The 13,707-nt window shown below is 44.7% G+C and carries 10 protein-coding genes and 3 tRNA genes; 9 read left to right on the top strand and 4 right to left on the bottom strand.

Features of this window, described 5'->3' with window-relative positions; genetic code table 11:
* The first annotated feature begins 49 nt into the window (after positions 1-49).
* Entirely contained in the window at positions 50-877 is an 828-nt protein-coding gene (locus I6E86_RS00980; RefSeq protein WP_197174685.1) for an inositol monophosphatase family protein, read from the top strand.
* A gap of 70 nt (positions 878-947) precedes the next feature.
* On the opposite strand, the gene I6E86_RS00975 is transcribed toward I6E86_RS00980, so the two are convergent.
* Positions 948-2,387 carry a WS/DGAT/MGAT family O-acyltransferase gene (locus I6E86_RS00975; protein WP_197174684.1) on the bottom strand — a complete coding sequence of 480 codons (1,440 nt, stop codon included), beginning with the start codon at positions 2,385-2,387 and terminating at the stop codon, positions 948-950.
* Between the two features lie 139 nt (positions 2,388-2,526).
* A complete protein-coding gene (locus I6E86_RS00970) occupies positions 2,527-3,348 on the bottom strand; it encodes a thiazole synthase (protein ID WP_197174683.1) in 822 nt (273 codons plus the stop codon).
* A 417-nt stretch (positions 3,349-3,765) separates the two neighbouring features.
* On the opposite strand from I6E86_RS00970, the gene gspE reads away from it, so the two are divergent.
* Entirely contained in the window at positions 3,766-5,316 is a 1,551-nt protein-coding gene (gene gspE / locus I6E86_RS00965; RefSeq protein WP_197174682.1) for a type II secretion system ATPase GspE, read from the top strand.
* A 61-nt stretch (positions 5,317-5,377) separates the two neighbouring features.
* Here gspE and I6E86_RS00960 read toward each other — a convergent pair whose 3' ends face one another.
* On the bottom strand, positions 5,378-5,857 hold the full coding sequence (locus I6E86_RS00960; RefSeq protein WP_197174681.1) for a RidA family protein: 480 nt from the start codon (positions 5,855-5,857) through the stop codon (positions 5,378-5,380).
* A gap of 142 nt (positions 5,858-5,999) precedes the next feature.
* Positions 6,000-6,782 (bottom strand): DUF4442 domain-containing protein, encoded by a 783-nt coding sequence (locus I6E86_RS00955; RefSeq protein ID WP_197174680.1) that lies wholly within the window; start codon positions 6,780-6,782, stop codon positions 6,000-6,002.
* Between the two features lie 262 nt (positions 6,783-7,044).
* On the opposite strand from I6E86_RS00955, the gene I6E86_RS00950 reads away from it, so the two are divergent.
* The 7 genes from I6E86_RS00950 (at position 7,045) to I6E86_RS00920 (ending at position 13,677) form a co-directional block, all read left to right on the top strand.
* Positions 7,045-8,547 (top strand): McrB family protein, encoded by a 1,503-nt coding sequence (locus I6E86_RS00950; protein ID WP_197174679.1) that lies wholly within the window; start codon positions 7,045-7,047, stop codon positions 8,545-8,547.
* 13 nt (positions 8,548-8,560) lie between these two features.
* Positions 8,561-10,105, top strand: coding sequence for a 5-methylcytosine restriction system specificity protein McrC (locus I6E86_RS00945; RefSeq protein WP_320158512.1), 1,545 nt, complete (start codon positions 8,561-8,563; stop codon positions 10,103-10,105).
* A gap of 232 nt (positions 10,106-10,337) precedes the next feature.
* A tRNA-Pro gene (locus I6E86_RS00940) sits at positions 10,338-10,414 on the top strand.
* A gap of 107 nt (positions 10,415-10,521) precedes the next feature.
* A tRNA-Arg gene (locus I6E86_RS00935) sits at positions 10,522-10,598 on the top strand.
* Between the two features lie 41 nt (positions 10,599-10,639).
* A tRNA-His gene (locus I6E86_RS00930) sits at positions 10,640-10,715 on the top strand.
* Between the two features lie 687 nt (positions 10,716-11,402).
* On the top strand, positions 11,403-12,338 hold the full coding sequence (locus I6E86_RS00925; protein ID WP_197174678.1) for an AraC family transcriptional regulator: 936 nt from the start codon (positions 11,403-11,405) through the stop codon (positions 12,336-12,338).
* 274 nt (positions 12,339-12,612) lie between these two features.
* Entirely contained in the window at positions 12,613-13,677 is a 1,065-nt protein-coding gene (locus tag I6E86_RS00920; protein ID WP_197174677.1) for a hypothetical protein, read from the top strand.
* Positions 13,678-13,707 lie beyond the last annotated feature (30 nt).

Raw genomic sequence — 13,707 nt, 5'->3', positions numbered from 1 at the left:
TATTTATCAAGTAAATGTTACATTCATTCATCAAGCAAATAGGTTATTTATGGAACCCATGGTCGTCATCGCAGCGCGTACTGCTGAAAAAGTTGGTAAAGAGATTTTATATGCGCATCAAAACCGTCACAAAATTGAGCTAGATATCGAGTCTAAAGGACTTGATGGCCTAGTCACTCGTATCGATCGTTTTAGCGAAGAGCTCACGATTGAGACGCTAAAAGCCAGCTATCCGAATCATTCGTTTTTGGGTGAAGAGTTTGGTATGCAAGAAGGCCGCGGCGAAGATGCTGACTGGTGCTGGATTATCGATCCGCTAGATGGTACTAAAAACTTTGTTCACGGTGTGCCGCAGTTCTGCGTATCTATCGCAGTACAGCATAAAGGCGTCACGCAACATGGTGTGGTCTATGATCCTGTTCGTGACGAGATGTTCTCTGCGAGCCGCGGTAAAGGCGCGCGCTTGAACAATCGCCGTATGCAAGTAAGCGAGCGTAAAACGATTGATGGTGGGTTCTTTACGACCGGTCATCCGCTTGAGCGCAAGCGCAACGGCGAAGTCATCTCTTATGCCAAAGAGCACTTTGAGAGCTTACAAAAGGTCTCTGAAGCCGGTGGTCAAGTCCGTCGTATGGGTTCAGCAGCACTTGATTTATGCTATGTGGCCGCTGGTCGTTTTGACGGTTACTTTGAGATGTCTATCAAGCCTTGGGACATCGCAGCGGGCGAGCTTATCGTAACTGAAGCACGTGGTGTGGTGGTTGATCATACTGGCGCGCACAACTCAGCGACGTCAGGCTCTATCTTTGCTTGCAATGTGAAATTGTTAAAGCCATTGATGCAAATGGTTGTCCCAGCATGGGGCGATGCACTCTAATTAATACGCTGTCATTGATTGACTGTCGCTATTATTGATGAGACTCATTAACATCAAAAAGCTGGTTCCGTTATGGAGCCAGCTTTTTTGTTTTATCATTACCCTTATTGCTGCCTTTATCTTCGACGGTAATGCCTTTGAATGCCAACTCTTTACTGACAGTCTCTAACAGTTGCAGCTCTTCTTCTATGAGCATTAGCATGTCTTGCACACGCGGCAAGGCTTTGCCACAAGCGGTAATGCCAAACTCAATCTTGTCCAAATAACTGGCTAAGGTGATGTTCATGGCTTGCCCGTTAAACACGATTGACGCAGGGTATAATGACTGCAAGCGCGCCCCATTCCAATATAGCGGTTTTTCAGACCCTGGAACGTGAGAGATAATCAGGTTGAAGGCTTGTTTTTTTGGAAATAATCCAGTCGCCAAGTTGATGCCTTGCCATGCATAGGCGATGACACTGTAATTGATGACTTGAGCTTGATTCATACGGCGAAAACGACGCTTGCCATTGTTCATACTGCGATGAATCAACTCTATTCTGCGTAATGGATTGTCCAAATGCGTGCCCAAGTTCGCCAATACAAACGACAGCTGATTGCCCGATATACTCTCATCTGTACGCAGCGACATCGGTACAAATGCAATCAAAGGCTTGCTAGGTAAGGCATCCATTGATATTAAATAACGACGAATGGCACCTGCACAAACCGCCAATACCACATCATTTTTGCTGATTTTGAGTCTATCGGCGATATCATTGAATCGCTGTATGTCATAAGATTGCGCCGCTATCCGCCGTGATGCCGATATACGCTTATTTAAGATACTCATCGGTGCATCAAAGGTACCGACATAACCCTCATCACCATGGTTTTTTATATTATCCAGCAATTCGGTCACCACCGGTTTGATGGTTGAAAACTGCTCTTTTAACAGACGTCTGATAGATTTTTCGGCAGGCAAGATGGCATCGACTGGATTGCGATGGCGAGCCATGAGCGACCAGACAGGTAGAGTGACTGGCTCAGTCTCTGATTGTGACAATGACTTTTGTACTAAGCGCATAGCGGCGATGCCATCAACTAAAGAGTGATGAATTTTGAAATACCACGCAAACCGTTCAGGACCGCTTTCCACTTCTGGCTGAATGCCTTCAATCACATGACATTCCCATAGTGGCATGGCGCGATCTAGTAGACGACCATGCTCTCTTGAAACGTACATGAGGAGCTCGCGAATACGTCCAGGGCTTGGCAATGCGACATGATGAAAATGATGCTCAACATCGAAGTCTTTGTCTTTTTTCCAAAATACTAGATGTTCCAAAACCTGATTAAAAGGAAAGCTTGGCGGGACATCGGAGTCTTGCATCTGCTTTACCAATTGATAGACAAAGTCACTATCGGCATTCTCTGGCAATTCAAATAAGAACATTCCGCCAACATGCATCGGCTGCTTACGCGACTCAAGAAGTAAAAACAACTGGTCGACTGCGGTGAGAAGTCGCATAATAAATCCTTTTATGACGATAGGTAGTGAGTCAAAAGCGATAGTCAGGGTCATGCTTGAGTATCAAACACGCCCTGAGCAATGCTTTATTTTATTATTTTATAAGTAGCGCATGGTTGGACGTCATCAGTTTAGCAGGTTACTGAAAAAAGTATCCTGTTTGCGGTGAGCTGGCAGTGGCCATCTTACGCATCGGCATACGACCTGCCAAAAACGCCTCGCGACCTGCCCAAACAGCGTGCTTCATCGCATGAGCCATCATCACTGGATTTTGTGCGTTGGCAATCGCTGAATTCATGAGTACACCATCACAGCCAAGCTCCATCGCAATCGCTGCATCAGAAGCGGTACCGACGCCTGCATCGACCAACACTGGTACGTTGGCATTTTCGATGATAAGGCTTAGCGTATGACGATTCAGCACGCCCAATCCAGAGCCGATTAAGCTACCAAGTGGCATAATGGCGACACAGCCCATGCTTTCTAATTCTTGTGCGACGATAGGATCATCTGAGCTATAGACCATGACTTCAAAACCATCATCAATCAGTACTTTAGCTGCTTTTAAGGTCTCAATCACATTAGGATAAAGGGTTTTTTCGTCACCCAGCACTTCAAGCTTAACCAAGTTATGACCACCCAATAGCTCACGAGCCAGCTTGCAAGTACGAATGGCAGATTCGGCATCGAAGCAGCCAGCGGTGTTGGGCAATATCGTATATTTATCAGGAGAGATGACATCAAGCAGGTTAGGCTCATCACGGTTTTGACCGATATTGACTCGGCGAATAGCGACAGTGACAATTTCTGCAGCTGATGCGGCAATGGCTGTACCAGTTTCGGTCATGTCTTTATATTTACCAGTGCCGACCAATAGGCGAGAAGAAAATGTACGGCTACCGACAGTAAAAGTATCTTGCAAAAGTAGTGACGGGTTAGTAGTGCTAATATTATCTGACATAACTGAAAATCCTAATAGCAAATGAGCGAGGGAACAAACAAAATATAATGTGTCGTTTGAGCGGTATAAAAATGAGCGACGCGAGTAATAATAACGTGCTGTCAACCAAACAAAAAAATCGAAAACAGTCTGATATAGCTGGTTCCATTTAAAAAAGCGTCAATGTTGTCATTTTTCATAATGACTTAATTATAGACTGACTATTTATGCAATAAAACTCAGCGAGTAGCAATAGGTATGAGCCACCAACCGCATAAAATAATACGTGTTTAAAACAAAATGCTATTATAACAAACTCATGCCCGCTTACTTGTACTCTTTTTTGGCTTAGCCAGTTAGGCAATTAGCTTAGGGCATGCAGCACGTTTGGCTATCATTCCCTTTTCTGTCACTCTCTTTATTTATCAGGTCGCACTTATGATGCAGTTGCCGTACAGTTTTGCAAAACGCCATCAGATTTTGGTCATACTTGCGATTGATCCTGAGTTGCCGCCGACATTGGTGTTGACCAAAGCCACGCCACTGCCAGCGATTAATGAAGCCGTGAGGTTTTTGCAACAGCAAGGTATTCGTAGCATACCCACTTATGACAGTGTCAGCTCGGACGATTTTGAAAAGCGCATGAATGCTGCTTATGCGGGCAATACAGGCGAATCGCAGCACATCGCAGCTGGGCTAGAGGATCATCCTGATCTTGACAGTCTCGCCGATAGCGTACCTGAAACGGAAGACTTGATGGATCAGCAAGACGATGCGCCCATTATTCGTCTGATCAACGCGTTACTGTCCGAAGCCATTCGTTTGAGTGCTTCAGATATCCATATTGAAACCTTTGAAAAACGTTTGGTCGTACGTTTTCGTGTCGATGGAGAGCTCAAAGAAATTATCACACCCAAGCGCCAATTGGCGCCATTATTGGTGTCACGTATTAAGGTAATGGCCAAATTGGATATCGCCGAAAAGCGTGTGCCACAAGATGGCCGTATCAGTCTCAGACTGGCAGGTCGTGAGGTGGATGTACGTGTGTCGACACTGCCATCGAGCTTTGGTGAGCGTGTCGTGATGCGTCTATTAGACAAGCAGGCAGGTCGCCTTAATATGACGTATTTGGGGCTGTCTGATAATGACTATACTGAGCTGAAACGTCTGATTCATCGTCCGCATGGCATCATCTTGGTGACAGGACCGACTGGCTCGGGTAAAACTACCACACTATACTCAGCGCTGACTGATCTAAATGATCAAACTCGTAATATCTTGACTGCTGAAGATCCGATTGAGTTTCAGCTCGATGGTATTGGACAAACGCAGGTCAATAATAAAGTCGATATGACCTTTGCCAAGAGTCTACGCGCGATGTTGCGTCAAGATCCAGACGTGGTGATGGTTGGTGAAATTCGCGATTTAGAAACAGCAGAGATTGCGGTACAGGCCTCTTTGACAGGGCATTTGGTGTTATCAACACTCCATACCAACACAGCAATTGGCGCGGTCACTCGCTTACAGGACATGGGTGTTGAGCCCTTTTTATTATCGTCCTCGCTCATCGGCGTAGTGGCACAGCGCTTGGTGCGTACGTTATGCTCACATTGTCATGGTTGGCAGGATGCGGACAGCGAGCAAGCCAAGCTATTTACCGAAATCGGTATCGAGCCAGTCTCGGGAGATGCTGAAAATATAATAAATGACGTGATTCGTCTGCCTAAACCTATTGGCTGCGATAAGTGCAATCAGTCAGGGTTTAAAGGGCGTACGGCAATATATGAAGTTGTGCCAGTCGATGACACCTTGCGCCGTATGATTCACAGTAATACCGCTGAGTACGAGCTAGAAGAGTATGCACGTCAGCAGACACCGTCAATTCGTGCAGATGGCCTACGTAAAGTGATAGAAGGACGAACCACGTTAGAAGAGGTGCTGCGAGTCACCAAAGAAAGCGCACTCACGGCCGATGCAATACCAATCTAAGCGCTGGAGTCTAAGCACTGAAACCTAAGCACTGGAGTGGATACGGCACTCTATACCGCTATTACTTTGCCGCGATACACTCAATCTCAACACTCGCCCCTGCTGCCAGTTCTGATACGCCAAAAGCGGAGCGTGCGGGATAGGGCTTGGACAACTCTGTTTTATAGATTTTATTAAAATCATCAAAGTCATCCATGTCCGTGAGCATCGCCAGACATTTAACGATATCAGATTTTTGATAGCCGTATTTTCGTAAGGTGTTGTGGAGATTATCTAGCGCTTGCTTGGTCTCAGCTTTGATACCACCTTTGACCAGTTTGCCATCTTTAAAACCAATTTGCCCTGACATATATAGCGTATTGCCAACTTGCACTGCCTCTGAAAACGGATAATTGCTACCATCACCCAAAAACACAGGGCCAGACTCAGCAATAGTGGTAGTAGGTGCTGTCGCCGTATTGGCATTAGCACCAACAACGAAGCCTAACGAGCCTAGGGTCATCAGTGATGCCATAAATACGTAGCTGCTAAGTTTGGACATCACTATTTCCTCATTGATTTTATTGAACGCAAATATACGGCACACGCTATAAAAAAGAAATAGCGTGTCCTATGTAAATTCAATCAATAATTTGCGCTTCGTGCTTTTATGCTCAGATTGAGGAGCTAAGAGATGCAGCGATTTATTCGGCTGTGCTCTTAGCATTGTCTATATTCGTATCATCTGCATTAGTATCTGCATTTACATCGTTATCTGAAGTGGCATCGTTTGAGCCAGCTTCCTCTGCATCAGTACGGTCATCTAAAAGATTGCCATCTACCAGTTTTTCATTGGCTTTGCCTTGGCGCCGGGTTTCTAGCTCAGACTTTGGAATCCAAGCCCATGTCATCTCGACCACGATGGGGTCGCGGACACTGTCCGATTCACGATCTTCAATGATACACGGGATAACCATCTCACCTTTTGGGGTGTTTAAGATATGCAGGCGCTGCTCATCAGATAGGCTAGATACGGCGGCGATCTGGCCTTTTTTGATTGGACGATAAAAATTAACGGAGTAAGACTTGATCAGCAGAATACGATCAGACGGCAAGTTTAGACCTAAAATGAAGCCTGTTGCTGTTTCTGCTAGTAAGGTGATGGCGACGGCATGGATAGAGCCGATGTGGTTTTGGACAGCTTTATTATTGTTTAAACTGACGACCACTTGATTGGGCTCGACCGTTTCATAGTAGATACCTGTGGTACCTACATAAGGTACGACTTTACCAAAGGCTTTGGACAAAATACTGGAGCGCGCACCGGCAGGTAAGTATTTGGTCACTGATAGCAGTTTGGTAAATTGATTGCTGATTGGTTTTAGAGTACTACTGGGTTTTTCGGTAGGTGCTCTTGTGCTGTCAGATGCTTTGGCTGGTCGTTTTTTGGTCAGCTTGGCGGGCAGTTTTTTTAATAGTCCTGACATACAAAATTCCTTAACATAAATGTGTTGAATGGCATTTTTAGCATGATGTTTATAGTGGTTGCTATAACCGCTATATAAGTTGAGCATGAGAGTAGTGATGACCAAAGCCATGATGACTACTATCATCACTATGGTACATCAACCATGATTCTGCGACTATTATTAGCATGAACTGCTGCGATTACAAAACAGCCGCGTTATCATAGTATGATGACACGCCTTAGCACGACCTATCTTATGAATCTTAATGCTGGATGACGCTATGCCTGATACGACGACCCACAAGCCTATCAATATGATTTATACCGGCGTCGCGGGTACGGGTAAAACCTATCGATTGCTACAAATTGCTAAGCAATATACAGATATCCTTCCTACTGCCAGTGAAAAAGATCTGCTTGGGCAACTGCTGCAAGACTTAAGCTGGCGAGAGGTAGTCTGTCTAATATTCTTAGACTTTAAATTAAATAAGAAAGACTTGGTCAAAGTTCCTGAACTGGTTAATCATCACTTCTTTACGGCCAAAGCGACACAAAATTCCCGAGAGAAAAATTTAAGCAATACAGCTTGGTCAGTGCTGCAAATGCACAGTCCAGCCACCTCAGGTACCGTCAGTTATAAAAACAGAGCCAGCCAAGCTTATTTTGATAAAGACAATAGCGGCGGGTGGTACTTATTGCCTGAAAGCATGCCGCTTCTGTTAGGATTGTCACAGCAGTTGGCAGAGTTTCAGCAGGCGCAACATGAGTGCAAAACTGATCAAAATCAGAATATTGCACAGCAGCGCTTTAGTATGGTGAGCTTCCATCAGGCCTATGGTTACGAGGAGTTCGTCGAAGGCATTCGCCCTGTGATGAGCGGCGCCACTCAGAACAACCAGAGCCATTCTAACCACGCTCAAATGAGTTACGCTGTGCAAGATGGCGCATTTTTGAAGCTCTGTCAGCGCGCCGTACGCGACCCTCAGCATCGCTATGCTATGCTGATTGATGAGATCAACCGCGCTAATGTGTCACGAGTATTTGGTGAATTACTCAGTTTGATTGAGTCAGATAAGCGCGCGGGCATGCCAAACGCGATGACGATCCATCTGGCCTATTCTGGACGGGCTTTTAGTGTCCCTGACAATGTCGATATCTATGCGACCATGAACACTCAAGACCATTCTCTAGCACCATTAGATATGGCACTACGTCGACGTTTTCGATTCATTGATTGTCCACCGCAGCCTGAACTATTACCCGTTATTGGCAGCGTTATGGGCTTACCAAAACAGCTAGGCACTAATAATGTCGGCACTGATAATTTTAGTACTAATGACAGTGACACAGTAGACTTGGGCAAACTGCTAATAGGATTGAACACGCGTATCGTACAGACGCTAGGGTCAGAGGCGCAATTGGGTCACGCCTTTTTGCTGTCAGTGGATAATCTAGAGCAATTGCAAACGAGTCTGATCGAGCAAATCATTCCACAGTTGGCGCAAGCCGCGGGTAATCAAATGAGCGTCCTGCAGTATATATTTAGAGATGAGTCGCAGCCGACAAGCTTGCAGTTTATTCAGGACAGTCAGATGATGGCCAATCAAGACACACATGGCCCAACTAGCAACCATCATAATCCGAATGCGCATCATCAAATGTTTGCAGAGCCGGGCTTTTTGATGGGTCAGTCGGTCAATATGTCTGGCTATAACGTGAATGCAGACCTAGTCGATAAGACAGGCGCGTTTAGTACTGCCGCTGTCTATCAGCGTTTGTATTAGCAGGGTGACTGAGGTGATAAGCAATCAACGACAACAGTATGACATTAACTATTCACACACCCGCGTAGATAGTCGGTTTACGCATTCATCTAGTCAGCGTGTTATCACTGTATTTGAGCATCAGCGTCTCACGGTGCATGATTTTTTGCAGGTGTCAGATTTTCATTGGCTAATGGCAAAAGAATTCGATGTATTTACGATCAAGCGTCGACAAGGACAGTGGCAACTCAAAGTCGGGCACTATATTGGAATTATTTTATTGCCCAGTGGCATGACCTTAGAAATCCTACCAAAGCTGAACCAGTCTACCCAAAACGACGATATCGTACAGACGCGTCACTGGGTACAGGGCATGCTATCTGACTTGACCCGCCTTGACACCCGTAAGAATCGCAAGCTGCCAAATACAAAAAACCTCAATCAATTCAGTCATCAAACCGTGCCACTGCCGATGGAAGTATTGCCATTGTCAGATTGGCTGGTCGCACAGTTCTTGCAGCGAGTGGCAGGCTATCAACCAACCAAACAGTATCAAACACAGACCAATAATTACTCCTCATTGCAGGGCCGTTTACTCATCAAAGAGCAGCTGCGCTACAACACTATGCAGCCACACAAGTTTGTCTGCGAGAGCAGTGTGCTGAGTCCAGATATATTGGCCAATCGATTAATCAAAAGTGCGTTGATACACCTAACACCTTTATTGCCTCCACCTATGTTTTTAACACGTTTGCAGCCGTGGCAACGACTACCTACGCTGAATCAACGTGAGATGCTGCAACTAAACTCGACATACCATCAAGCAAAGCGACAATTGAGCATTCAGCCGTTGCAACAAAAACAACTACAAGCCGCTCAAGAGTTATTGGATTTGGCATATTGGTTATTGCAGCAATCAAATACGGCGACAGGCAATGGGATTGACCCTGTTCAGCAAATCCTATCTAAGCCGCGCTTGTGTTTATTGATTGATATGAATCAAGCGTTTGAACAATGGGCAAGCTTGTGTATCACCGAGATGTTTCAGCAGGTTAGTGACACTTATCGCCCTCTTTATCAAACCAAAAGCGTGTGGCTAAACGATGATAAAGGACAAGCATGCTTATCTATACGGCCAGACTTGCTGATATATGACACTGACTGTGATGATAGTGCTCACAATCAGAGCAATAACAAAGAGCCTGTCGAAACAAATGCTGGTGTAAATACTGAAGCAAACATGAGAGCAAAAAGAGTCAGGCGCTACAGTCATGTTATTGATATGAAATGGAAGCATTTACCGAGTGCTGCGTCTATCAGTGCAAACGACGCGTATCAGTTGACCAGCTATGCACAAGCGTATCGAGCAGGGCAGGTCTGGCTCGTCTATCCAGTGTTAGGAGTTGAGCAACAACCCGTTGCACTGAAGCAAAAAATCCATCCTAATGATAATAGCAATGCTGATAGCGAAACTAATGGAGATGATTCAAGCCCTGCGCATTTATGGTTGATGCCGTTTAATGTGCTGACAGGTACGATCAACGGTGAATGGATATCACCGTTAAACAAAGCACAATGATATCGGTAGTGGCAGTAGCTGTTATTGATAAAGGGTTTCAATGCCGCTATTTTTGCAAAACGGACGTTAATTTAAAAAAAAATCGCAATTATTTTAAATTAATTGAAAATAGGTGTTGACACCATCGCTGTTTCCCCTTAATATGTGCACCTCGATAGCGAGGAACATTAACAAGTTAGAGGCATTGCCAACGACGAGTTAATCAACAAATTATCGAGATAATAGAGAATTTCGGAGTGTGGCGCAGTTTGGTAGCGCATCTGGTTTGGGACCAGAGGGTCGTAGGTTCGAATCCTATCACTCCGACCATCTATTTTAAGAGCCTTACAGGCTTTTTTTTATGTATAATGGTTTAGTTTTTGATATAGTGAACATTATATTATAAACTGGATTTGGTATATAAAAGTCCTCTAAGAGCGCCTGTAGCTCAGCTGGATAGAGCATCTCCCTTCTAAGGAGGTGGCCGCAGGTTCGAATCCTGCCAGGCGCACCATTTAGCCTGAAGATCTTGCCTTTTCATTGGCAATAGTTATGGCGGTTGTAGCTCAGTTGGTAGAGCCCCGGGTTGTGATCTCGGTTGTCGTGGGTTCGAGTCCCATCAGTCGCCCCATATTTTATTCTGCAGTATCTCTCCTTATTATCCTGTACTACCCAACCTATTTAAGTAATTGTATTCGCCATCGTTGGCGTTTTTTTGTGCCTGCTTGTTTTGTATTCTTCTGTGTTATGACGCTTTATCAAATGACTTTAACAGACTTTGATTGTCTGAGGGTCAATTGACTCTGTGTGCCTCATTACTTCTATCCTAAATCCTTTAGAATTACTTCAATAAAATTGTTAAGCATACTATTGTTTAGTTATTCTTATAAGTAAATAGACAATAGGTTTTAAATTCGGCATTATAAGAAGGCGTGTTCCTGACTCAAATGATAGTTATCTAAGTGAGATACTCATAATCGAAGGTTTTTAAGTAATATTAAACAACCTGATGGGTCTCATTTGATTGGCAAGTTTAAAGTCAGAATACGCTTTAGAAAATTAATGCATGCATACTATTGAAAAAAGAGTGATATACCACCCTGCATGATAAATAGTGCGTGATACTGTCAATTTGAATGACAGCCATTGGTATTTAAATCATTTTTGTCCTGGTTTCGAAATGATGACCTGCTCCAGCAAGAGTCAGCCAGGACGAATCACTGTGTCTATTGGGTAGGTTTGAAGCGATATGTTTAATACTGTGTATGTTTTTGTGAGATTGGTTGGTATCGACCCTGTATTATTGAGGAACTAATGGATGGACGCACTGAGCGTATTGCTACAAAACGTGCATTTATTTGAGACGAAGTACTATCGCTTAAATGGCGCTGGCAATTGGTCTTATTCAATCACTAGAAAAGACACGATTTTGTTTTATCTAGTGATGTCTGGTGGCTTTTGTATTGATGTCGGGAATGGTCTACGAGAGGCGCGTACTGGCGATATGATTATGATCCCGAACGCGCATAAGCATGTGAGCTATGCGCTGAATCATAATGGCGATGTTGCCGAATCGCTTGACGACTTATTGCTCAATTGTAAAGAGCGTACGCTCGATATCAATGGCGATGGTGATCCCAATTCCTCTTTGATATTGATTGAGTGCAAATATGATAAAGAGATGATTCATCCTTTATTGTCTGTGTTGCCACCTATATTGCCCGAAATAAACGATGCAGATGATGGTCGGTTTGAGGTCATCGATGTAGAGATTAAACTGCTGACACTCGAAGCTGAGCGTGAGCGTATGGGAAAAACAGCGGTCATCAATCACTGGGCGAGCATCATGATGATTGAATGCTTGCGCGTGTATATTGAGAGCTTACCTGAAGCCACAGAGAGTTGGCTCAAGGCAATGAAAGATCCATTTTTGACCAAAGCGCTTGCTGCAATGCATGGAGCACCCAGTAAAAACTGGACGATACATCAGCTTGCGGAGGTGGCAGGGATGTCCCGTTCTAGCTTTGCGCAGCGGTTCAAAGACACGGTTGGTATGCCGCCATTGACCTATCTGATTGACTATCGCTTACGCTTAGCGGCGCGCTATTTGCGTTTGCAGCAAAATAGCATTTGCCGTATCAGCCAGATGGTAGGTTATGCCTCAGACTCTACTTTTAGCCAAGCATTCAAGCGGGTTTATGGCGTTTCACCAAAAGCTTATCGTCAGCAGTATCAAAAGCAAGTTCTTGCCTAGGGTAGCTCATACTTGTTTTATTCAAAGCGTTAAGGATACCAATGTGTTCTTAACGCTTTTTTATGGTGGCTATCAAGGATTTATAAGTGTCGTATCACTGATATTGACGCGGGCTCTTTTGAACACGTACAGCTGACAATGTGATTGGGTTCAGGTACTATGGGGTGATGAATCGTCAAGGTATGAGCGCGTGTTTTTGGCGTATTGATTGTCACTGATTGACAGTCCTATAAAAAACCTAGACGATGTTTATTTTTGCTGCTGATGGTGTGTTATGACTGAACCGACCGCAAAGCCAAGTACAGAAGCCAATCGCCATCAAGGCACTACTGCAACTGCTAAAAAAGAAAGTAAGCCTAATAAGCAAAGTATCAGAGATGGTCAAAGCAGGAACGAAGCTGCTCAGACAGATAACGCGACAGAAATGCCTGACAAAGCAGCCTTGCTGACATTATTTACATTATCAGATAATAAGGAAGCCATCGCTGCAGAAGCCGCTTCTCCTGAACGAGCCGATGCGAACGCCGTAGCGGCAACTCCTGCTGCTAGTGACGAGAGTGTAGCAGCGCAGCGTGTGGCGCTTTATCGTACTCAGCATGAGCGCACTCGACTGCTATATATGGCATCTGCCAATACGCGTCCCACGTATCTTGTGCAAACTCTCAAGTCACAGTTTGTAGAGTATCAGCAGTATTTGCTGGCTCAGCAGCTTGATAAGCGTGGTCTTATGGACACCGAGGCGCTTGATAGGCTTTGGCAGCAGCTGCACATCATCGACGATATCATTGATGATATTGTGCGTCATATGCCCGCTCAGCAGCCCGCAGGTTGGCAGTTGACCACTCAGGACGGACAAAACCCATTATGCTTTGCCACTGTCGGTAAACTAAAGCATGGTAAACCAATTCAGGATCAAGGCAGTCTCAATAGTTATGTACTCGGTCACTTTGGTGTGAGTAGCTTTACCTATGATCGAGGCTATTATATCGGTCATGTGATTGGGTATTTGTTCAGCTGTTATTTTTGCGCGCACTTGTCGATCAGCTATGGTGTCAGGGCACTTGGTCAGCAGGTAATCACTGATTATGACTATGCCAGTCTTGAGACACCGCATATGGTTAGGCTGCTACAAGGGCTAGATGGTTATTGCAAAAAACGCATTTATCAGTTGGCTGTGATCTGTGCGCGTCTCAGTATGTTTGCCAGTGACAAACGTATCGAGAGAATGCTAATAGCTGAGGTTAATGATTTTGATAAAAAAATCCAGCAGCAGCATTTAGATGTATTACTGCTGCAGGGCTTGATGCCTGACAGTAATGACTCAACACCGTTTTTTTAATAGGCTCATTGCCGTATAAATGATGACACT

The sequence above is a fragment of the Psychrobacter sp. SWN149 genome (assembly GCF_015864565.1).
Lineage (GTDB): Bacteria > Pseudomonadota > Gammaproteobacteria > Pseudomonadales > Moraxellaceae > Psychrobacter.
The sequence above is the reverse complement of the archived record's forward strand: the minus strand, read 5'-3'. Positions and strand labels throughout refer to the sequence as shown.